This window comes from Elusimicrobiota bacterium (assembly GCA_018816525.1).
Classification (GTDB): Bacteria; Elusimicrobiota; Endomicrobiia; order CG1-02-37-114; family XYA2-FULL-39-19; genus OXYB2-FULL-48-7.
Map to the genome: position 1 here is coordinate 1 of JAHIVV010000048.1, position 19,910 is coordinate 19,910.

25 protein-coding genes and 1 tRNA gene are annotated in these 19,910 nt (G+C 40.5%); all 26 read left to right on the forward strand.

Annotation, left to right across the window (positions count from 1 at the left end; genetic code table 11):
- Positions 1-824: hypothetical protein (locus KKH91_04600; protein ID MBU0952088.1), on the forward strand; the 824-nt coding region annotated here is incomplete at its 5' end.
- A gap of 65 nt (positions 825-889) precedes the next feature.
- Entirely contained in the window at positions 890-2,839 is a 1,950-nt protein-coding gene (locus KKH91_04605; protein ID MBU0952089.1) for a beta-galactosidase, read from the forward strand.
- Positions 2,840-2,952: 113 nt separating this feature from the next.
- Entirely contained in the window at positions 2,953-3,660 is a 708-nt protein-coding gene (locus KKH91_04610; GenBank protein MBU0952090.1) for a YggS family pyridoxal phosphate-dependent enzyme, read from the forward strand.
- The gene (locus KKH91_04615) at positions 3,657-4,454 is read left to right on the forward strand and encodes a pyrroline-5-carboxylate reductase (GenBank protein ID MBU0952091.1); all 798 of its coding nucleotides are present in this window, start codon (positions 3,657-3,659) and stop codon (positions 4,452-4,454) included. The genes KKH91_04610 and KKH91_04615 overlap by 4 nt, the downstream gene beginning before the upstream one ends.
- Before the next feature lie 43 nt (positions 4,455-4,497).
- The gene (locus KKH91_04620) at positions 4,498-4,761 is read left to right on the forward strand and encodes a YggU family protein (protein MBU0952092.1); all 264 of its coding nucleotides are present in this window, start codon (positions 4,498-4,500) and stop codon (positions 4,759-4,761) included.
- A gap of 23 nt (positions 4,762-4,784) precedes the next feature.
- Positions 4,785-5,828, forward strand: a complete 1,044-nt coding sequence (mtnA, locus tag KKH91_04625; protein ID MBU0952093.1) for an S-methyl-5-thioribose-1-phosphate isomerase — start codon at positions 4,785-4,787, stop codon at positions 5,826-5,828.
- A gap of 1 nt (position 5,829) precedes the next feature.
- Positions 5,830-5,902: transfer RNA gene (locus KKH91_04630), tRNA-Ala, on the forward strand.
- Between the two features lie 8 nt (positions 5,903-5,910).
- Positions 5,911-6,897, forward strand: coding sequence for a tRNA lysidine(34) synthetase TilS (tilS, locus tag KKH91_04635; protein ID MBU0952094.1), 987 nt, complete (start codon positions 5,911-5,913; stop codon positions 6,895-6,897).
- Positions 6,894-8,726: an ATP-dependent zinc metalloprotease FtsH gene (gene ftsH, locus KKH91_04640; protein ID MBU0952095.1), complete on the forward strand. Its 1,833-nt coding sequence runs from the start codon at positions 6,894-6,896 to the stop codon at positions 8,724-8,726. The genes tilS and ftsH overlap by 4 nt, the downstream gene beginning before the upstream one ends.
- Complete coding sequence (gene folE, locus KKH91_04645) at positions 8,701-9,282, forward strand: GTP cyclohydrolase I FolE (GenBank protein ID MBU0952096.1); 582 nt, start codon at positions 8,701-8,703, stop codon at positions 9,280-9,282. Before ftsH ends, folE begins: the two co-directional genes overlap by 26 nt.
- The gene (gene folP / locus KKH91_04650) at positions 9,279-10,139 is read left to right on the forward strand and encodes a dihydropteroate synthase (GenBank protein ID MBU0952097.1); all 861 of its coding nucleotides are present in this window, start codon (positions 9,279-9,281) and stop codon (positions 10,137-10,139) included. Before folE ends, folP begins: the two co-directional genes overlap by 4 nt.
- Entirely contained in the window at positions 10,136-10,933 is a 798-nt protein-coding gene (gene cdaA / locus KKH91_04655; GenBank protein ID MBU0952098.1) for a diadenylate cyclase CdaA, read from the forward strand. The genes folP and cdaA overlap by 4 nt, the downstream gene beginning before the upstream one ends.
- A gap of 77 nt (positions 10,934-11,010) precedes the next feature.
- Complete coding sequence (locus KKH91_04660; protein ID MBU0952099.1) at positions 11,011-11,721, forward strand: pyridoxine 5'-phosphate synthase; 711 nt, start codon at positions 11,011-11,013, stop codon at positions 11,719-11,721.
- 15 nt (positions 11,722-11,736) lie between these two features.
- Complete coding sequence (gene rplM, locus KKH91_04665) at positions 11,737-12,162, forward strand: 50S ribosomal protein L13 (GenBank protein ID MBU0952100.1); 426 nt, start codon at positions 11,737-11,739, stop codon at positions 12,160-12,162.
- 18 nt (positions 12,163-12,180) lie between these two features.
- On the forward strand, positions 12,181-12,630 hold the full coding sequence (rpsI, locus tag KKH91_04670; GenBank protein MBU0952101.1) for a 30S ribosomal protein S9: 450 nt from the start codon (positions 12,181-12,183) through the stop codon (positions 12,628-12,630).
- A 4-nt stretch (positions 12,631-12,634) separates the two neighbouring features.
- On the forward strand, positions 12,635-12,976 hold the full coding sequence (gene acpS / locus KKH91_04675) for a holo-ACP synthase (GenBank protein ID MBU0952102.1): 342 nt from the start codon (positions 12,635-12,637) through the stop codon (positions 12,974-12,976).
- On the forward strand, positions 12,973-13,875 hold the full coding sequence (locus tag KKH91_04680; GenBank protein MBU0952103.1) for an NAD(P)H-hydrate dehydratase: 903 nt from the start codon (positions 12,973-12,975) through the stop codon (positions 13,873-13,875). The genes acpS and KKH91_04680 overlap by 4 nt, the downstream gene beginning before the upstream one ends.
- An 18-nt stretch (positions 13,876-13,893) precedes the next feature.
- On the forward strand, positions 13,894-15,069 hold the full coding sequence (locus KKH91_04685; GenBank protein ID MBU0952104.1) for an amidohydrolase: 1,176 nt from the start codon (positions 13,894-13,896) through the stop codon (positions 15,067-15,069).
- A 48-nt stretch (positions 15,070-15,117) separates the two neighbouring features.
- Positions 15,118-15,327: a hypothetical protein gene (locus tag KKH91_04690; GenBank protein ID MBU0952105.1), complete on the forward strand. Its 210-nt coding sequence runs from the start codon at positions 15,118-15,120 to the stop codon at positions 15,325-15,327.
- Positions 15,328-15,334: 7 nt separating this feature from the next.
- Positions 15,335-16,324, forward strand: a complete 990-nt coding sequence (thiL, locus tag KKH91_04695; protein MBU0952106.1) for a thiamine-phosphate kinase — start codon at positions 15,335-15,337, stop codon at positions 16,322-16,324.
- Entirely contained in the window at positions 16,272-16,751 is a 480-nt protein-coding gene (gene tsaE / locus KKH91_04700) for a tRNA (adenosine(37)-N6)-threonylcarbamoyltransferase complex ATPase subunit type 1 TsaE (GenBank protein ID MBU0952107.1), read from the forward strand. Before thiL ends, tsaE begins: the two co-directional genes overlap by 53 nt.
- Positions 16,735-17,409, forward strand: coding sequence for a tRNA (adenosine(37)-N6)-threonylcarbamoyltransferase complex dimerization subunit type 1 TsaB (tsaB, locus tag KKH91_04705; protein ID MBU0952108.1), 675 nt, complete (start codon positions 16,735-16,737; stop codon positions 17,407-17,409). The genes tsaE and tsaB overlap by 17 nt, the downstream gene beginning before the upstream one ends.
- A gap of 129 nt (positions 17,410-17,538) precedes the next feature.
- Complete coding sequence (locus KKH91_04710) at positions 17,539-17,796, forward strand: helix-turn-helix domain-containing protein (protein MBU0952109.1); 258 nt, start codon at positions 17,539-17,541, stop codon at positions 17,794-17,796.
- 2 nt (positions 17,797-17,798) lie between these two features.
- Positions 17,799-18,977 carry a lysine 2,3-aminomutase gene (ablA, locus tag KKH91_04715; GenBank protein ID MBU0952110.1) on the forward strand — a complete coding sequence of 393 codons (1,179 nt, stop codon included), beginning with the start codon at positions 17,799-17,801 and terminating at the stop codon, positions 18,975-18,977.
- Between the two features lie 16 nt (positions 18,978-18,993).
- Positions 18,994-19,578 carry a hypothetical protein gene (locus tag KKH91_04720; protein ID MBU0952111.1) on the forward strand — a complete coding sequence of 195 codons (585 nt, stop codon included), beginning with the start codon at positions 18,994-18,996 and terminating at the stop codon, positions 19,576-19,578.
- A 47-nt stretch (positions 19,579-19,625) separates the two neighbouring features.
- Complete coding sequence (locus KKH91_04725; protein ID MBU0952112.1) at positions 19,626-19,847, forward strand: hypothetical protein; 222 nt, start codon at positions 19,626-19,628, stop codon at positions 19,845-19,847.
- Positions 19,848-19,910: the final 63 nt, after the last annotated feature.

Sequence of the window (19,910 nt, forward strand, 5' to 3'; positions counted from 1 at the left end):
ACCGTTCTCTTACTTTTGACGGCAATAAAACCATTTATACCGCCACCGCCTGCCTGCATGACGCTTCCTTATATATGGATGCTAAAGGCGGCAGGATCTTTTCCTATGATATTGAATCAAAGAAATACGAGACCCTGGCTGCCCCTTTTCCGCACAATTACATACAGACAATCACCCTGGATATGAAGCGGCGGATAATTTATGCGATGACCTATCCGAATTTTAATTTAATACGTTTTGATATTGACACCAGGAAAGTAACAAACATTGGGTTTATGGGAAGCATTACTCATATATCAGCCCTGGATGACAAAGGCAGGTTCTGGGGAACGTGGCACCAGCGCCACCATAAATTTTACCGTTATGACCCTGACGCTAACAAAGTGGAATTTTTTGATTTTAACATACCCAATGCTACCGGCGGCACAATGTATGCCGGCGCGGGCCCTGTAGACACTATGATTAACGGTGGGGACGGTTTTATTTACATTGGGATAACCGACGGCGCGCTTGTAAGATTAGACCCGGAAAAATTAAAAATTGAGTTTTTAGGCAAACCTTTTGCCGAAGGAAGGATGCCGGGCCTGGAAATAGGCAGTGATAATTTGATTTATGGAATCGGCGGAGATGATGGGAAGAGTTTTCTTTTCACTTATGACCGTTCAAAAAGATCGTTTAATATTCTCGGTGAGATTAAAGAACCGGGCGGGATTGGATGCCACAGGTCGCACGATATCGCGATAGTTGACAAAAAAACTATTTATGTAGCAGAATCCGATAACCCGAGGCGGGCCTGCTACTTATGGGAATGTAAACTTGTATGATTCCTTAATTTTCTGGCAAAAAAAATATATTCGTTTCTGGATAAACAATTAAAAAAGGGGTAATTATGATTACTAACAGCGGGCCAAAATGTTTTATCATGGGGTTTCATTATACTTTACAGTATGGGCGCAGGACAAGAATAAAGGTTTTGAATACAGTTGATATTGGCGGCCATATTTTTGAAGAGTGGTATGAAAGGATGCATACCTACGAAGAACTCAAAAAAATAGCAGATGCAGGCTATAACCTGCTGGAAACTCACTTTTTATACGGTTTCGGATTAAAAAGCGAGAGGGAAGAAATAGAACGCACTAAATTATTTGTGGAAAATGCGCATAAAGCTGGAATAAAAGTTCTGGGGTATTTCCAGTTTTTTTCAATTCAATCAGAAACTTTTTTTCTGGATTATCCTGAATTGCAATCAATGCTTCAGATAGATGAATACGGCAAACCTTACAAATACGCATCTACGTATGACCGGAATGTATTATGTTTCTCCTATCCCGAAGTACAAAAATACTATCTGGACGGCGTTGAACTTGGGTTAAATTACTGTGATTTAGACGGAATCCGCCTGGATAATGATTATTATAAAGGCTGTTATTGCCAGAGATGCCTGGAGCAGTTCAGGGAGTATCTTAAAGAAACATATTCCCGGGAAAAATGCAAAATGGTTTTTGGTATTTCTTCGCTGGAAGGTGTTCAATTTCCTTCAGCCCGGAATTATATATGTAACGATCCCCTGTGGATGGAGATGATAAAGTTCCGCCAGATACAGCGCCAGAAGATGATAAAATTAATACGCGATAAAGTAAAAAGTACAAAGGAAGGCGCAATTTTTGGCGGCAACCCTACCATAGGCAGAAGATCCGACCAGGTATCTTATGTGAATATTTACATACCGGATCTTGGCGAAACACACGATTTAGTCTGCGCAGAAAATCTTCTCTTCCCTCAAAGCCTGAGAAATTCCATACGGCATCAATCGGAAATTTACCAGCACGGCAATGCCAGTGGTTTCAAGGTATATGCCTCGCACCATCATTTAAACAAAAACGGCAGTTACAGGTTTCCCAATGACAGCAATGAAGTAATGTTATCATTATGCGAAGGCCTGGCGTTCGGCGGGCATTGTGCTGCTTCAACCTGGGGAATGCGCCTGGATAACGATGGGAAGTCTGCGCTATACGAACGCCCGGAATACTTGAACCCTCAAAGAGATGTGGCTAAGTTTTTAGAACAGCATCCTGGTTTATATGATAATGTAAAACATGCTTCCCAGGCAGGCATATATTATAACAGGGAAAGCATAACGGCTGATTTTAACCATTGCTGGAATTCCTTGCAGGGCTTACAGCAAATTCTGTTGCAAAATAAAATTCCTTTTTCTTTCGTTTATGGAGAAAAGCCTGAATTGCTTCAAAATATAGATTTGTTGATTGTTCCTGATGTCCGCTTGATGAAAAATGCGGAGTTGGAAGCATTAGAAAAATTCCTGGAAGGCCCGAAAGGCGGGAAAATTATTTTTACCGGTGAATCTTGTGCTCATGATGAATATTTTCTTAAAAGAAAAACCGGTGTGTTGGATAACTTGAAGGATAATGAAAATGCTTTATGGCTTGAGGATGCGCCCGAAAAGCTGGATTTTAAAAAAGGGTTCGATTTCAGGCCGAATAAATGGCTGTTGAATACGTACTATCCGCCAAAAGCAAAAAAAATGGTTGATGCAATTACAAAACAGCTGGGCCTTCGGAAAAAGTTATTTACGGTTAAGTCAAAAATATTTGTTACAGCCGACATTTACAAAAAAGACGATATTTACTTTTTGCATCTGTTAAATTACGAAAACAATAAAAAGTGCAATGCAGAAATAACCTGGAACGGAGCTTATAAAAACGCGGAGATATTTTCTCCGGAAAAGGATGTTACAGTAAATATAAACAAAAAAACCAAAAAAATAGAAGTCAAAAATTTAAAAACTTATGCGGTATTAAAAATTGGCACGGAGAAATAATCCACTTTTGACCCATCCCCAGGTTTGATTTGCAGTTACATTATACCTCTTTGTTTACTAGTTGTAGTCGGCCTCACCTTTACTTCTTCTTGTTTTTTTGCTATAGTAATAAGATAGTGATTAGTGATAATCTTAACCAAATACGCGAAAAAATAGCTAAATCTGCTCAAAAAACAGGTAGGAAAGTAGATGAAATCACACTTGTCGCTGTCACTAAGACGGTAGAAATTGACAAAATTGAAGAATTAATAGGCCTTGGTGTTAAAAATATTGGGGAGAATCGTATTCAGTCCGCAACTACAAAATTTGAAGCGCTTTCTTCGGCTTCGAAGACTGATTGCCTTCCGCTAAACACCAGCTGGCACATGATAGGCCACTTGCAATCAAATAAGGCAAAAAAAGCCGTAGAATTGTTTGATTTTATACAATCTGTTGACAGCCCGAACCTGGCAAAAGAGATAAATAAACAAGCACAAAAGTTAAAGAAAAACATTAAGTGTCTAATTGAAATTAAAGTATCTGAAGAACCATCAAAATTCGGTATTTTTGAAGATAATATTAAAGCATTACTTGATATTATTCCTGAGCTAAAAAACGTCGTTTTTTGCGGAATAATGACAATGGCTCCATTTTTCGAAGATCCTGAAAAAGCAAGGCCATACTTTAACAAAGCAAAAAGAACGATGGATGACATCAAGCACTTGTTAAATGAACCTTATTCAAAGACCCCGATTCTTTCAATGGGCATGTCGAACGACTTTGAAGCGGCAATTGAAGAAGGCTCAAATATGGTTAGAATCGGCACAGCGCTTTATAAATGAAAACTGACAAAATACTCTTTTTAGGCGCCGGGAACATGGCAGAATCGATTATTTCCGGACTCATTAATTCAAACAGCTTTTTGAAACACAGGATAACTGCAACAGATATCAGAAAAGAGAGATTAAGCTATCTTTCAAAAAAGTATGGGATATCCATTTCTCCAAAAAACATTGGTTCGTACGACATCCTAGTGATTGCAGTTAAACCTCAACAAATGCCTGATTTACTGGCTGGACTATCCGGTAAAATAACAAAAAAACAGACTGTTGTTTCAGTAGCCGCAGGGATAAGCACCTCATTTATTGAAAAATTTCTTGGCAAAGTGCCGGTTATCCGCACAATGCCGAATACGCCGGTATTCGTAAGAGAAGGCATGGCGGCTCTTTGTGCCGGCAAATACGCATCCAAAAATAATTCAAATCGTGCGGCCACCCTATTTAGTTGTGCGGGTAAAACAATAGTTTTGTCTGAGAAACACTTTGATACGGTTACTTCAATTTCAGGATCAGGCCCGGCTTACTTGTTTTATTTTGCTGAGTCAATGATAAAAGCTGCTGAAAAGATGGGGTTAGACAAAACCACAGCCAAAACTCTTGTTATACAGACTTTATTCGGCGCAAGCAAAATGTTAAGAAGCTCTGGCGAAGCGCCAGAACTTCTCAGGCAGAGAGTAACTTCGCCCGGCGGAACAACCGAGCAGGCGATTAAATATTTTGAAGCAAAAAAATTGAAAACTATAGTTCTTGAAGCCGTTAAATGCGCAAAAAAACGCTCAAAAGAACTTACAAAATAGCCGGCTAAAAAAGCCAGCAATTTATTAGGGGGTTTAAACCCGTATGATTATCAAAGTCCGCGTGATACCAAATTCAAAGAAAACGGAGATTGTATCACGGCTTGGTTCTATCCTCAGGGTTAAAATTCATGCTCCTGCCGTGGAAGACAAGGCAAACAAACTGCTGATTAAATTTCTAGCAGAGTTTTTTGAAGTGAAACAATCGAAAATTTTCCTAAGGCGCGGCCATCGCGGCAGAGAAAAAATTATCGAAATAGAAGGCCGCAGCGAAGAAGAACTGCATCAATCGCTCGAAACCATTCCGTAAATTGAAAGAAACAAATGAAAAACATTAGGCCTTTTTACTGGAAAAATTCTAACTTGTTCCTGATTGATCAGAAACAATTGCCTCAGGATATAATTTACGTCAGGGCAGGAAACCATCAGCAGGCCGCAGCCGCCATCAAAAATATGGTAGTCAGGGGCGCTCCGGCTATCGGCATAACCGCCGCTTTCGGCATGGCTCTGGCTTGTAATGAAAAAAAATTCAAAAATACCGCTGAACTTTTAAAATATACGTTTAAAGCCGGTGAAGCGTTAAAGAAATCCAGGCCCACTGCTGTAAACCTTTCCTGGGCCGTTGAGAGGATGAAAGAAAAAATTTCGGAATTCATAGCAATTGCACCCGAAAAGTTCAAAACAGAAAAAGAAAAAATCACATTCGTGCAAAAATCTGCCGAGAAAGAAGCGCTTAATATCTGGGCGGAAGATATAGAAATGAACAAGAAAATAAGTAAATTCGGCGCAAAACTATTCAAAAAAAATACAAACGTAATTACCCACTGCAATGCCGGGGCGCTGGCAACCGGGGGTATCGGCACGGCAGTCGGAGTAATAACTGAAGCCTACAGGCAGAAAAAAGTAAAAATGGTTTACGCTGATGAAACCAGGCCTTACCTGCAGGGCGCCAGGTTAACCACCTGGGAATTTAAACAACAGAATATTCCCGTTACATTGATAACCGACAACATGGCCGGCTATATCATGAAAACCGAAAATGTAAAAGCCATTGTCGTAGGCGCTGACAGAATCACAACAAATGGCGATACAGCTAATAAAATTGGCACGTATTCGCTTTCCATACTTGCAAAATACCACAACGTTCCTTTTTATGTTGCAGCACCCGGTTCAACAATCGACACAGGTAAGAAAACAGGAAGAGAAATACCTATAGAAGAACGTTCCTGGGACGAAGTTACAAACATAGGAGATAAATGCATTGCTCCAAAAAATATAAAAGTCCGCCATCCTGCATTTGATGTTACACCCTCGAAATTGATAACTGCAATAATAACCGAAAAAGGCGTCTTTAGATATCCTTACAATTTCAAATAATGGGGCCATAGCTCAACTGGGAGAGCGCTGCGTTCGCAACGCAGAGGCTGAGGGTTCAAATCCCTTTGGCTCCATTTCTTTTATGAAACTAATCTACGAAAAATTCCTGGCACACGTTCGTGAAAACCAACTCATCAAACCTACAGACAAAATTCTGGCGGCCGTTTCCTGCGGGCCTGATTCCGTCTGCATGCTTAACCTGCTTTTAACTCTCAGGAAAAAACTCGGCTTTAACCTGGGAATTGCCTATATTAACCATAACCTAAGGCCGAATGAAGTAAAAAATGAAGTAAAATTTATTTTAAAAACCGGCGTTAATTTAAAATTGCCTGTTTACATCGAAAGTGTCAGGATAAAAAAATCCAAATCCGGGGTAGAATCTGAAGCCAGAAAAGTAAGATACGGCGCGTTGGCCGAAATCGCAAATCATAACGGCTATAACGTAATCGCAACAGGGCACACTCTGGACGATCTTGCTGAAACAGTTTTGTTAAACCTCGTAAGGTCCAGGTGCGAGGAGGGAATAACAGCAATTCCCGTAAAAAGACAGCTCACCGGCAAGGATATTCTAATAATCCGGCCCCTGCTTTCTTTAAAAAAACAGGAAATCCTTGCCTACTTAAAAGACAGGCACATTAAATACTGCTTTGACAGCTCCAATAAAGATGTAAATTTCTCCAGAAATTTAATCAGGCACGAGATTTTACCAAAACTTTTAAAAATTAACCGGCAGGTATTCGAACATTTTGCAAACCTTTCAAAATATTCAGATTTAAAAGAAACCTATTTTGATAAAATTGCCGAAACAGCTCAAAAAGCCGCGGTTAGGCTTAATTATAATTACGTAACGCTTGATTTAAAAACGTTTTTTAAGTATAATCCATACCTGAGATGGAAACTTCTGAAAAGCATCCTGTCTAAATTAAACATTCAGGACTATTCAAAATCCATTCAAGAGATATTTCAGTTTTTGGCTTCCGCCAAAGGCGGCAAGAACAAAATAATACTGAAAAATATTTCAATCGAACGAAAAGGGGACGATCTTGTTTTTAAGAAAACACAAAAATGAAAAATAAAAATGTTTTTAAAGGGCTTTTCATCTGGGTATTGGTTTTCTTCGGGCTTTTTATGCTTCTAAAACCGTTATCAATGATGCAGGCAGAAGAAGAAATCCCCTATTCACAATTCAGGGTTCTAATAAAAAACAATCAGATTAAAGACGTAAAAATAAAGAGCGACCTCATCAGGGGCGCCTATCTTTCGGACAAAGGCAAGGAAGTTTTATTCAAAACCTTGCCCGTAAACGACCCAAAACTTGTAGAAGAACTTGAAGCAAACAATGTAAAATATTCCGCTGAAAATGAGCATACTTTGTTGATTGCAATTTTAAGCAATGTCGGCTGGATAATACTGTTTGTTGCTCTCTACTATTTTGTTATGCGCCAGATGCAGGGCGGGGGCAAGCAGGTGCTTGCATTCGGAAGAAGCAAAGCAAAAATGCAGGGCGTTAAGAAAACCAAAGTTACTTTCGCCGATGTTGCAGGATGCGATGAAGCGAAGGAAGAACTTAAAGAAATAATTGAGTTTTTAAAAGACCCGGCAAAGTTTCAAAAGCTGGGAGGGAAAATACCCAAAGGCGTAATTTTATACGGAGCGCCGGGTACCGGAAAAACTATGCTTGCAAAAGCAGTTGCCGGCGAGGCCGGTGTTCCCTTCTTCTCATCAAGCGGAAGTGAATTTGTTGAAATGTTTGTAGGTGTAGGCGCCAGCCGGGTAAGAGACCTTTTTGAACAAGGCCGCAAAAGCGCGCCCTGCCTGCTTTTTATCGACGAGCTTGACGCAGTCGGCAGGCACAGGTTCTCCGGTATCGGCGGAGGCCACGATGAAAGGGAACAGACATTAAACCAACTGCTTGTAGAAATGGACGGTTTTGACACAAAAGAAGGTGTAATTCTTATTGCCGCAACAAACAGGCCTGATGTACTGGATCCGGCATTGATGAGGCCCGGCAGGTTTGACCGCCATGTAGTTGTTCCGACACCCGACCTCAAAGGCAGGCAGCAAATCCTGGAAGTTCACGCAAAAAACATAAAATTTGAAAAAGCTGTCGACCTGAACGTTATTGCAAGAAGGACACCCGGATTTGTGGGCGCTGACCTGGCGAATCTTGTAAATGAAGCGGCGCTATTAGCCGCAAGAAAAAATAAAACCGGCGTTGAAATGACCGAGCTTGAAGAAGCCATTGACAGGGTAATTGCCGGGCCGGAAAGAAAATCCAGAATGATTTCAGACAGAGAAAAAAAGATCATAGCCTACCACGAATCAGGGCACGCCTTGATTGCAAAACTTATTCCGGAATCAGACCCGGTACATAAAGTTTCAATAATCCCAAGAGGACCCGCTCTGGGCTACACGCTGCAGCTGCCGATTGAAGACAGGTATCTGGTAACAAAAACTGAAATACTTGCACGGCTGGCTGCTATGCTTGGCGGAAGAATGGCCGAAATACTTGTATTCAACGAACAAACTACAGGGTCGCAGAATGACCTGATAAAAGCAACAGAAATAGCCACAAAAATGGTTTGTGAATACGGAATGAGCCAGAAGCTCGGTTCTCTTACGTTAAGAAAACGCGAAGAAGAAACTTTCCTGGGCAGGGACATTGTTCAGAGAGAACGCCAATATTCCGAAAATACCGCCCAAATCATCGATGAAGAAATAAAGAGAATAATTTCTGAATGCGAAGGCAGGGCAAAAAACCTGCTTGAGCAGAACATGGGAACATTAAAACGATTGGCTGAAAAATTAATTGAAAAAGAAATTCTGGACTCTGAAGAAGTCGAAAAAATAATTAAGGGTGAAGAAATAACAAATGGAACAACGCAAACAGCAAATTGATAAGCCCAGAGTGGCAAAAGCTATAAGAGAACTGCTCATCGCCATAGGCGAAAATCCTGACAGAGAGGGATTAAAAGACACGCCGAAACGCGTAAGCAATTTCTATGTTGAAGCCCTAAGCGGGCAATCCCAGAAAGCCGAAGAAGTACTTTCAATCTACTACGAAGAAGAACAATATGACGAAATAGTCCTGATAAAAAATATTCCTTTCTACTCGCTGTGCGAGCATCACCTTCTGCCTTTCTACGGTAAAATTCATATTGCTTATATACCTCATAAAAAACGCCTGTTGGGAATTTCAAAACTTGCCCGGCTGGTAGAAATGTATTCAAGAAGGCTGCAACTTCAGGAAAGGATAACAAAACACATTGCTGATACGCTTGTGAAACTCGCAAAACCCTTGGGAGTACTCGTAATCGCAGAGGCGGAGCATCTTTGTTTTTCCATGAGAGGCGTAAAGAAACCAGGCACAACAATTGTGACATCCGCAGTAAGAGGCACTTTCTTGAAAGACGCAAAAACCAGGGCTGAAGCATTGAGTTTAATCAAGAAATGACATTAAATGATCTTTTAAATTCTGACAGGCCTTTAATTATGGGAGTCTTGAATGTAACCCCCGATTCATTTTTTGACGGTGGAAAATATAATTTGTTGGACAATGCTCTCAATCATTCCCAGGAAATGGTCGCGCAAGGCGCGGATATCATTGATATCGGCGGCGAATCCACCAGGCCCGGCGCAGAAGCTGTTGATGAAAATGAGGAAATCAAAAGGATTGTTCCGGTTATAGAACGAATTGCCAAACAATTCAAAGATACGATAATTTCCGTAGACACCTATAAATCATCAGTAGCGAATGCTGCCATTGACTCTGGGGCTGCGGTTGTAAACGACATATCCGGCCTGACTTTCAGCGCCGGCATGGCGAAACTTGTTTCTGAAAGAAACGTGCACGTAATAATCATGCACATTAAAGGAACTCCGAAAAATATGCAGCTGAATCCGGCATATACAAATGTTTCCAGGGAGATTAACGATTTTTTTCATAAAAGAATTGATTACGCAGCAACTGCCGGGATAAAAAAAGAAAAAATCCTGATTGACCCTGGGATTGGTTTTGGAAAAACGACACAACACAATCTGGAAATAATGAGTAACTTAAAAAACTTCAACACAACCGGTTGCCCTTTAGTTTTGGGAACCTCAAGAAAATCGTTTATTGGAAAAATACTCGTGTCGGAAGACAGCCCTCTCCCAGCCAGCGAAAGGCTTTACGGAAGCCTTGCTGCCTGTGCCTGGGCTTTCACCAGCTCAGTTAAAGTTTTGCGAGTGCACGACGTGAAAGAAACAAAACAATTTTTAAAAGTGCTTGAAACAATAACAAAAACAAAGAATGAAAGAGTATTGGCATGAGCCTGATCTGGAATAACTACATAGTAAATATTGTAGACATTTTGTTAGTGAGCTGGATTTTTTATAAAATAATCCTGCTAATAAAGGGTACCAGGGCGGTACAAATACTCCTGGGTTTTGTCATACTTGCTTTGCTGACAATTTTTGTGGGGCAAATGGCCCATTTTAAAACTTTAAGCTGGCTCCTTGAAAAATTCTGGATTGCCGCGCCAATAATTGTTGCAATCGTATTTCAGCCGGAATTAAGGCAGGTACTTGCGAAAATAGGCGGCGAGCCGCTTAAAAGAATATTCATCAAAAGTGAACTTAAAGTTGTTAAAGAGATTGCCCAGGCCGTAAAAGAAATGTCGCAGAAAAGAATCGGCGCATTGATAGCCATCGAACAGGAAATCGGCCTTAAGAATTATATTGAAACAGGAACCCTGATAAACGGGGATGTAAGCAACGAATTGCTTTTAAGCATATTTTACCCAAAATCTATTCTGCATGACGGCGCTGTTATTATCGAGCATTCCAGGCTTACTTCAGCCGGCTGTATTTTTCCTGTAAGCGACAACCCCGTGGCATCAAAGATGATAGGCACCAGGCACCGCGCAGCGCTGGGAATATCTGAAATTTCTGATGCTATCGTTATTGTAGTTTCCGAAGAAACCGGGGATATTTCTCTGGCGCTCGAAGGCAAACTTGAACAAAACATAAATCCTGACGATTTACATAAGAAACTCAGCGACATTTACAGAAAAAAACTGGAAAAAACTTTTATTCCAAATAACAAGAAGGCTTCCAATGCTTGAACGGTTTAAACACAATTGGCAGTTAAAACTTCTGGCATTCGTTTTAGCTGTACTTCTTTGGCTTTACATAAGGTAACATGGTAAAACTAGGCGTAAATATCGACCATATTGCAACTTTACGGCAGGCAAGGAAAGCGGGTTTTCCTGAACCGATTTATGCTGCGGGTATATGCGAATCTGCTGGCGCGGATGGTATAACCGTACATTTAAGGGAAGACCGGAGGCATATTCAGGACAGTGATGTAGTTCTGTTAAGAAAAAAATTGAAAATACCTCTTAATCTTGAGATGTCTGTTGCGGAAGCAATAGTAAAATTCGCATTAAAAATCAGGCCGGATGAAGTTTGCCTGGTCCCAGAGAAGAGAGAGGAATTAACTACTGAAGGCGGCCTGGATGTGTTTTCCCAAAAAGAGAGAATAAAAAAAGTCGTTTCAAGGCTCAAATCAAAAGGCATTGTAGTAAGCCTGTTTATTGACCCGGACAAAAAACAGGTTGAAGCAGCCAAAATAGTTGGAGCCGATTGTGTTGAACTGCATACCGGCAAATATGCCGAATGCGCAAAAATGAAAAACATTAAGATGGAACTTAAAAAAATCCGCCAGGCGGCCGAGCTTGCGATAGAGCTCGGGCTGGTTTTAAATGCAGGCCACGGGCTGGACTATAAAAACGTAAAACCGATTGCAAGGCTGCCCAATATGAATACTTTGAATATTGGCTTTTCTATAGTAGCGCAGGCTGTATTTACAGGGCTTTACAAAGCAGTCAAAGAAATGAAAGAATTAATTTAAGGAGAGGGGAACAAAATGCAAAAGACTTATCAACCAAGAGTAATTGATGTAAAGAGAAAATGGCACTTAATGGACGCAAATGATAAGGTGCTCGGGCGCATGGCTACGGAAATTTCTAAAATCCTCCAGGGGAAACACAAGCCGGATTACTCAAAAGATACTGATTGCGGCGATTTTATTGTCCTTATCAATGCAAGCAAGGTCCGGGTAACTGGCAAAAAAGCGGAACAGCTTATTTATTTCCGCCATACAGGCCATACCGGAGGAGATAAATATGCTTCCTATAAAAACATTTTCGCGAAAAAACCGGAAGAAATAATTGTATCCGCAGTCAGCGGAATGCTTCCAAAAAACAAACTTCGCGATGTTATGCTGAAAAGGCTCAAGATATACAAAGATGAAACTCATCCACACGTAGCTCAATTAACACAAATAGGCTAATTCCGGGAGGATATAAAAATGCCAGAAACAACACCGCAGGAAGTAACTCAAAACACGCAGAACGCGCAAATAACCAAGGAAAGCGAAGCCCTTTGGGCCACAGGAAGAAGAAAAACTTCGATCGCAAGAGTAAAAACAGTCAACGGGTCGGGAAAAATCAAAGTCAACTCGAAAGAACTGGATAAGTATTTCGTAATGGAGAAGCACCGGGCTGAAATCATGAAACCGTTTAATGTAATTTTGGACTCAAAAAAATACGATTATGCCGTCAATGTTACCGGCGGAGGCTTAAGCGGGCAGGCAGAAGCGGTAAGGCATGCTATTTCCAGAGTGCTGATAAAAGTAAACAGCACTTTCAGGGGAAAACTAAAAGATGCCGGCTTGCTGACAAGAGACCCCAGGGAAGTTGAACGCAAAAAACCCGGCCAGCCGAAAGCAAGAAAGAAATTCCAATGGACCAAACGTTAATTCTATGCAGGCAGGAGTTGACATTATTGAAGTAGCCAGAATTGCAAAATTGGTCAAAAATAGGAAATTTCTTAACAAAATATTTTCGAAAGAAGAAATTGACTATTGCAGCAAGAGAAAAAACTGCTCCGAGCATTATGCCGTAAGGTTTGCCGCAAAAGAGGCAATCTGGAAAGCTGTGGGAGACAGGAAATTATCCCATAAGGATATTTCGGTTAAAAATGACAGTTTTGGGAAACCTGTAGTTGTTTTGCCGAAACGGCTCGATAAAATCCGGAAGAAAATTTGTATATCCTTGTCCCACACAAAAAATTACGCTGTAGCCCTGGCTGTATTGAATATGTGAAAACACAGAAAATAGACAAAAACCTTATAAACAGGCTCATTCAAAAAAGAAAACCAGGTTCACATAAGGGCGATTACGGGAATATTTTAATTCTCGCCGGGTCTAAAGGCATGACGGGCGCAGCGGTCTTAAGCGCAAATGCATGCGTTAGAAGCGGCGCAGGATTAGTAACTTTGGGCGTCCCGGAAAACCAGCAGCCGGCCGCGGCAAAAAGAACTCTTCCCGAAATAATGACTCTCCCGTTAAAAGAGACAAAAGACGGAACATTGTCTTTTAGTGCACTAAATTCAATTTTAAATTTCATCGGGAAGCACAAAATTACTACGCTGGCTGTCGGGCCCGGATTAACAACTAATTTCTCAACGCAAAAACTGGTAATTGAAATTCTAAAAAGAGCTGCATTGCCTGTCGTAATTGATGCTGACGGCCTTAATGCGCTCAATGGAAAAACCAAATCACTAAAAGAATCAGCCGCGGAAATTATTATAACCCCGCATCCGGGCGAATTAACCCGGTTAACCAGATTAAGCATGAATATTATACAATCAAAACGCGCTGAGAATACCCTCAAATTCGCCAAAGAGAATAAAGTAATTTGTGTTCTCAAGGGTAACAAGACTGTTGTAAGCGACGGTAAAAAAGTTTTTATTAATTCTACAGGAAACCCCGGCATGGCCAAGGGCGGAAGCGGGGATGTGCTTACCGGGATTTTGGCGGCTTTCATATTCCAGGTTGCCGGTACAACTAGCAAAGAAAAACTATTGAACGCAGGAATTGTTTCAGTATATGTCCACGGCCTGGCTGGCGACCTGGCAGCAAAAGAAAAAACACAAATAGCTATGACACCGAGTGATATAATTGAGAATATACCTAAGGCATTAAAAAGAACTCTAAACTAAAGAGGTAATATACCCAATATGGAAAACCTTCAAAAAAAATTGGTATCCATCAGAAGACAGATTCACCAGAACCCAGAACTGGGAAACCAGGAAATAAAAACCACAAAATATATTAACTCCATCCTAAAATCATACGGCATACAAACAAGAATTCTTAAACAAAGCGGGCTGATAGCGCATATTCCGTCCTACACGCAGGGACAGAAAGTTAGGAAAGTTGTGGCATTCAGAGCGGACATTGATGCGCTTCCTATAGAAGAAAAAACAAAAAAACATTACCAGTCGAAAAACAAAGGCGTGATGCATGCCTGCGGCCATGACGCTCATACCGCAATGCTTATCGGCGCGGCAATTTTGCTGAAACAGAATGAAGCTGAGCTTAAAAAAAGTGGTTGTATTGTAAAACTTATTTTCCAGCCCAATGAAGAACAGATTGGAGGAGCTCTAGATGTAATAAAAGCAGGCGCGTTAAAAAACCCTCCTGTTGACTGCATTTTCGGCCTTCATGTGCACCCGGAAATCCCAACAAATACAATTGGTTTCAAGTACGGGCAAATGATGGCATCTTCGGATAAATTTGAATTAAAAATTTACGGCGGGGGAGGGCACGGCGCTTATCCTTACCTGGCAAAAGATGTAATATTTACCGCAAGTGAACTGATTGTTTCCTTGAAATCGCTTGTACAGCGCAAAATTCACCCGGCAACACCTGCCGTTGTAAGCGTTTGTATGGTTCACGGCGGAGCCCGGCCTAATATTTTTCCGGAAAGTATAGAACTGACCGGAACCGTGAGGACTCTTGACGAAATCCAACGAAGAAAAATGCCAAAACTCATTGAAGAAATTATAAAACAAAAAACCGCTGAACATAAGTTAAAATACGGCTTTAAATATTTCAATCTATGCCCTGTGGTAGACAACGATAACAAATATGTCGATAACTGCATTGAGTCGGCTAAAAAAGTAGTCAAAAGAAACAAAATTGTTATTTCTAAAAAACCAACTATGGGGTCGGAAGATTTTTCTGAATATCTGCAGTTTGTGCCCGGATGTTTCATGAGAATAGGAACCCAGCTTAAAGGCGCCGCAACGGCATTACATCACGCAGAATTTGATATAGATGAAAGCATATTAATCACAGGAGCAAAATTGTTTGCTCAGATTGCAGAGGATCAAATGTCCCAAAACCAATAATGAAGCGGTTTTGGGATTTCGTCCAACTCAAAGGGGGGGGGGTAAATCATGTTAGCATTGATTATCGGATTGCTGGTTGTTTCAATTTCTGCCTGGATAGGCTTAAATTTTTGCCTGGCAGACATTATCATCATTTTGAAAGGAGCTCTGCCTATTATGTTTTTTTTCGGCGGCCTTCTGTCGGTAATTGCAGGCATTACCACTCTTAAAGATGAAAACGACGCCAAAAAGGGCGAAGAAGAATTAAAAAAGGATTGAAGTTCCTTTGAAACTTAAAAATTATGGCGAATATAATCTTATAAACAAGATCCTGGGGTGGCTCTCGGCAGATTCTTTATATAAAAAAAGAGTTATCGTTGCCCCCGGCGATGACGCCGCAGTCATAAACTCTCCTGACAAACAACTCGTTTTTACCACAGATTTATTGTTTGAGGACGTGCATTTTTGCTTATCCTGGGCTGATTCGCTGATAAGCAGGCCTGCGCTGTTTGAAGCGCTTGGTTATAAATCCCTGGCAATAAACTTAAGCGACCTATCATCAATGGGATGCAAGAGTGAACCGATATATTGCCTTATCGGCGTTGGTTTGCCTGATAGCAGGGTTGAAATTGAGGATATAAACAGTTTTTATAAGGGCTTAAAAAAGTTTTGCAAAAAATATAAAGTATTCATTTTAGGAGGGGATACAAACTCTTCAGACAAACTTACCATCGCAATCACAATGTTCGGCGCAACAGGCACCAACGGAAAAATTATAAGGCGTTCAGGCGCTAAACCCGGAGATAAAATCTATGTTACTGGCCCGCTGGGTGATTCTGCCGGCGGCCTGGATATATTGCTTAAAGGTAAAAAAACTGACAAAAAAACCGCAGACTATTTGATAAAAAAACATTTATATCCTCCGGTAAGGATTAATGAAGCGCAGACAATAGCAAAATACGCCACCAGTATGATAGATTGTTCAGACGGCCTTGCCAACTCCATCGGCCTTATCTGCGCCATGAGCAAAACCGGAGCTAAAATCAATTTAGATACTATTCCGGTTTCCAGTCCTTTAAAAAGATATTCCGGTTCTCCAATCGATTTTGCGCTTTACGGCGGGGAAGATTATGAACTGATATTCACGTCAAAAAAAAGCATGCCAAAATACAGGTGCATAGGAACCGTTGAAAATAAAAACAGCGGCATTAAATACTATCAAAATGGCAAAGAAATTCAAATCAAAAAAGAAAAACTCTACCAGCACTTCAAATAAAAACATTTTTTATTCTAAAAGCGCTGATGAAACAATCAACATGGCCGCAAACCTCTCACATAATCTTAAAGGCGGCGATATTATCTGCCTTTTAGGAGATTTAGGCGCCGGCAAAACAACTTTTGCTAAAGGCCTGGCTAAAGGGCTTGGTATAAAGAAAATAATTGTCAGTCCTACTTTTGTAATTATGAAGGAATATTCGTTAAAAAAAGGGAAATTCTGCCACCTGGACCTGTATCGGATAAACGGGAATGATTTCATTACATCCGGATTAGACCAATGCCTGAATGAAAATAATATCTGCGCAATAGAATGGCCTGAAAAAATTGAATCTTCACTGCCAAAAAAATATACTGAAATAGTAATTTCAACTCATAGGAATAACTCAAGAAAAATAATAATAAAAAAACATGATTTTAGCAATTGATTCTTCAACAAAAAGCCTTAGTTTAGCCCTTACGGACAATAGCGGCGCAGTAATTAGGGAAGTGTTTGTACTAAGTGACCAATTAAGGCATTCAGATGTACTGTTTCAGCAATTAAATAAAATCACCCGCGGTATTAAACTTGAACAACTTACAAAAATTGCCTGTACAACGGGGCCCGGAAGTTTTACAGGAATACGTATAGGCCTTTCTTTTGCCAGAACTTTGTCCCAGATTTACAACATTCCTCTGGTTGGAGTGTCCACGCTGGATGCATTGGCGCGCCAATCAGAAGCTTCGAAAGCTTTTTTTATCTGTCCGTTAATACCGGCCCAGCAGGAAAATGTTTATATTGCGCTTTACAAAACGGAGGGAACAAAGTTTAAAAGATTGATTGCGCCTAAACTTCAAAATATTAAGGATGTTAAAAACCTTTTTAAACATACGCCGGTAATTTTTACAGGCGAAGGCGCGTTAAAGTATAAAGAATTGTTGAAAACATTATTCCCTGATTCTAAAATTTTAACGGATACCAAATTCATCTTTCCAAAAGCTTCCACAATCGCCCTTATTGCATCCAAGAAAAAAGGCACATCATTTCGCAAAGTGGTACCAACCTATTTCCAATTACCAAGGTTAAGCAAAAACCCCAAGAACTAAAACAAAGCACTCAACACAACCAAACAGCAATAGATGGAATAATGATTTGCGAAGCCCTATTGACAAAAAATATGTTTATATTGTATAATATGGCAGTCGAAAGGAAAAGACAAAACAGGATGGTAAAAGATGGAAGAGAATAAAGCGCTAACAAACCTGAATTCAGAAAAATTACCTGAAATTATGGATGTTATTCAATTAGCCCAGTATTTAGGGATAGGAAAATCAAAAATTTATAATCTAATAAGAACAAAAAAAATTCCTGCATCCCGTATTGGCAGGCAGTATAGATTTTCAAAAGAAGTTATCGATCACTGGCTGAAAGAAAGAATAATTACCGGGCTGGAACCTCAGATACAATTGTTCGATAAAAAAGACAAGGAGTAATAATGCCTCACACAGACTGCGAGCCTCCGGACACAAGTCCCGTAAGTTGGCCCTCAAACCTGAATGACTGGTTCTGGCAATTAAGGCACAGAATAACTACTGTAGGTCAGCTGGAAAAAATTATTAACCTGACAGTTGAAGAAAAACGCGCAATTCAGTATTCAAACAAAATATTTAAAATGGCAATTACACCATACTTTGCATCATTGCTAAGCAAAGACGACCCAAACTGCCCTTTAAGAAAACAGTGCATACCTTCTTTACAGGAATTTAAAACAAACATCAATGAAATGTCAGATCCTTGCGGAGAGGAAGAAGACAGCCCTGTCCCCGGATTGATTCACCGTTATCCTGACCGGGTTCTGCTTTTAGCAACGGATACCTGCGCAACTTACTGCAGGCATTGCACCAGAAGGCGTATTGTAGGCTCCAGTGAGACTCGCATGTCAACAGCAAACTTTCATCAGGCAGTTAACTATATAAAGGAACATAAAGAAATACGGGACGTACTTATCTCTGGCGGGGACCCGCTTCTTTTGTCTGATGAAAAACTTGAGTATTTCCTGAAAACCCTCCGTTCAATTGAAACTATCGAAGTAATCAGGATTGGAACCCGCGCGCCAGTGACACTGCCGCAGAGAATCACAGAAAAACTCTGCTCAATGCTTAAAAAATACCAGCCACTCTATATAAGCATTCATTTTAATCATCCAAAAGAAATAACAGCCGAATCAAAAAAAGCCTGCAACCTGCTTTCAGACTCGGGTATTCCTTTAGGTTCGCAGAGTGTACTGTTAAAGGGAATAAATGATAAACCCCAGATAATAATGACTCTTATGCACGAACTTTTGAAAATCCGGGTAAGGCCTTATTACATATATCAGTGCGATTTAGCAAAAGGAACTTCCCATTTCAGGACTAATATAAGCGCCGGAATAAAAATTATTGACTCTTTGAGAGGCCATACTACCGGCTATGCTGTACCAACTTATGTAATTGACGCGCCGGGCGGCGGCGGGAAGGTCCCGATCGGACCGGAATATCTTATTTCCAAATCAAAAAGCGGCGTAATTATAAAAAATTACGAAGGGAAAATGTTTGTTTACCCTGAGAACGGCAAGCCGTTTACCCAGGAAGAGATTGATAAAGCAAACAGACAGTTTTCTTTTGTAAAAAAATAATGAGGGGGAAGAAAAAATGAAGAAATTGTTGGTGTTAGCAGTAGTTGTTTTGAGCAGTTGCAGCGGTGCTTTTGCCTGGACATTAAAACCAGTCCTTGGTTATGGCACATTGATGTCACCGTCATTACCGGATGTCTCTAGTTTGGGCGGAACAATGACCAAAGGCGGATTGAATGGGGGAGTTCAGGCATTGTGGGATAAGGGAACATATTCCGCAGGAATAGAACTTGCCTCTATCCCGCTGTATAGCTATAATTACAGCCTTACAGGATTAACGGGTTTCAACTATCAGACTTTTCAACCAATATATGGGACAGTTTCATATAATGTTTCTGCAACTGCAATGCCTATACTTGCCGTAATTCAATATCCGGTTGGCAACCAGTCAGGAAGTTTCGCTCCGTATCTTACCGGCGGCGCAGGAATTTACATGATTTCGGGAGCGGGGATTTTAAGCAAATCGGATTTTGGAATCTGCGCTGGAGCCGGCGCTTCATTAAGCCCGGCAATAGATGCCGCCATAAAATACTATTATATTACAACCAGCGGCACTGCCTGTTCGCTTTTTAATATTGCTGTTGGTTATAGTTTCAAAATGTAATTTCGGAAACTATTTTTAAATTCTAAAACAAAAGGAGGTGAGTTTACATGGCAGAAAAAGTCGTAGCAGTTGGAGTAAAAAAAGAGGACGGATTCCTGTATTTCGTAGACAAAGCAGGTGATGTTTCTCGCGCTAAAATGGCAAGAGGCGGCAAAAAAGGTGGCAAACCTACAAAAGTCGCTAAAGTCGGCGTGAAGAAAGCGAAAGGGTATTTGTATTTCATCGATAAGAAAGGTGATGTCTCTCGCGCTAAAATGGTGAGAAGATAATACTTATCTGCTAAAATACTCAGGACAAACTCAGGATAAAAAGAGTCTTTTCTATCTAACAAA

Coding starts and splice junctions, on each gene's coding strand:
- acpS (MBU0952102.1), top strand. CDS start 12,635: ATGCAGGCAGGAGTTGACATTATTGAAGTAGCCAGAATTGCAAAATTG.
- folP (MBU0952097.1), top strand. CDS start 9,279: ATGACATTAAATGATCTTTTAAATTCTGACAGGCCTTTAATTATGGGA.
- cdaA (MBU0952098.1), top strand. CDS start 10,136: ATGAGCCTGATCTGGAATAACTACATAGTAAATATTGTAGACATTTTG.
- KKH91_04710 (MBU0952109.1), top strand. CDS start 17,539: ATGGAAGAGAATAAAGCGCTAACAAACCTGAATTCAGAAAAATTACCT.
- KKH91_04690 (MBU0952105.1), top strand. CDS start 15,118: ATGTTAGCATTGATTATCGGATTGCTGGTTGTTTCAATTTCTGCCTGG.
- tsaE (MBU0952107.1), top strand. CDS start 16,272: ATGGCAAAGAAATTCAAATCAAAAAAGAAAAACTCTACCAGCACTTCA.
- ftsH (MBU0952095.1), top strand. CDS start 6,894: ATGAAAAATAAAAATGTTTTTAAAGGGCTTTTCATCTGGGTATTGGTT.
- KKH91_04685 (MBU0952104.1), top strand. CDS start 13,894: ATGGAAAACCTTCAAAAAAAATTGGTATCCATCAGAAGACAGATTCAC.
- KKH91_04725 (MBU0952112.1), top strand. CDS start 19,626: ATGGCAGAAAAAGTCGTAGCAGTTGGAGTAAAAAAAGAGGACGGATTC.
- tsaB (MBU0952108.1), top strand. CDS start 16,735: ATGATTTTAGCAATTGATTCTTCAACAAAAAGCCTTAGTTTAGCCCTT.
- folE (MBU0952096.1), top strand. CDS start 8,701: ATGGAACAACGCAAACAGCAAATTGATAAGCCCAGAGTGGCAAAAGCT.
- KKH91_04660 (MBU0952099.1), top strand. CDS start 11,011: ATGGTAAAACTAGGCGTAAATATCGACCATATTGCAACTTTACGGCAG.
- rplM (MBU0952100.1), top strand. CDS start 11,737: ATGCAAAAGACTTATCAACCAAGAGTAATTGATGTAAAGAGAAAATGG.
- tilS (MBU0952094.1), top strand. CDS start 5,911: ATGAAACTAATCTACGAAAAATTCCTGGCACACGTTCGTGAAAACCAA.
- KKH91_04605 (MBU0952089.1), top strand. CDS start 890: ATGATTACTAACAGCGGGCCAAAATGTTTTATCATGGGGTTTCATTAT.
- KKH91_04620 (MBU0952092.1), top strand. CDS start 4,498: ATGATTATCAAAGTCCGCGTGATACCAAATTCAAAGAAAACGGAGATT.
- KKH91_04615 (MBU0952091.1), top strand. CDS start 3,657: ATGAAAACTGACAAAATACTCTTTTTAGGCGCCGGGAACATGGCAGAA.
- rpsI (MBU0952101.1), top strand. CDS start 12,181: ATGCCAGAAACAACACCGCAGGAAGTAACTCAAAACACGCAGAACGCG.
- KKH91_04720 (MBU0952111.1), top strand. CDS start 18,994: ATGAAGAAATTGTTGGTGTTAGCAGTAGTTGTTTTGAGCAGTTGCAGC.
- ablA (MBU0952110.1), top strand. CDS start 17,799: ATGCCTCACACAGACTGCGAGCCTCCGGACACAAGTCCCGTAAGTTGG.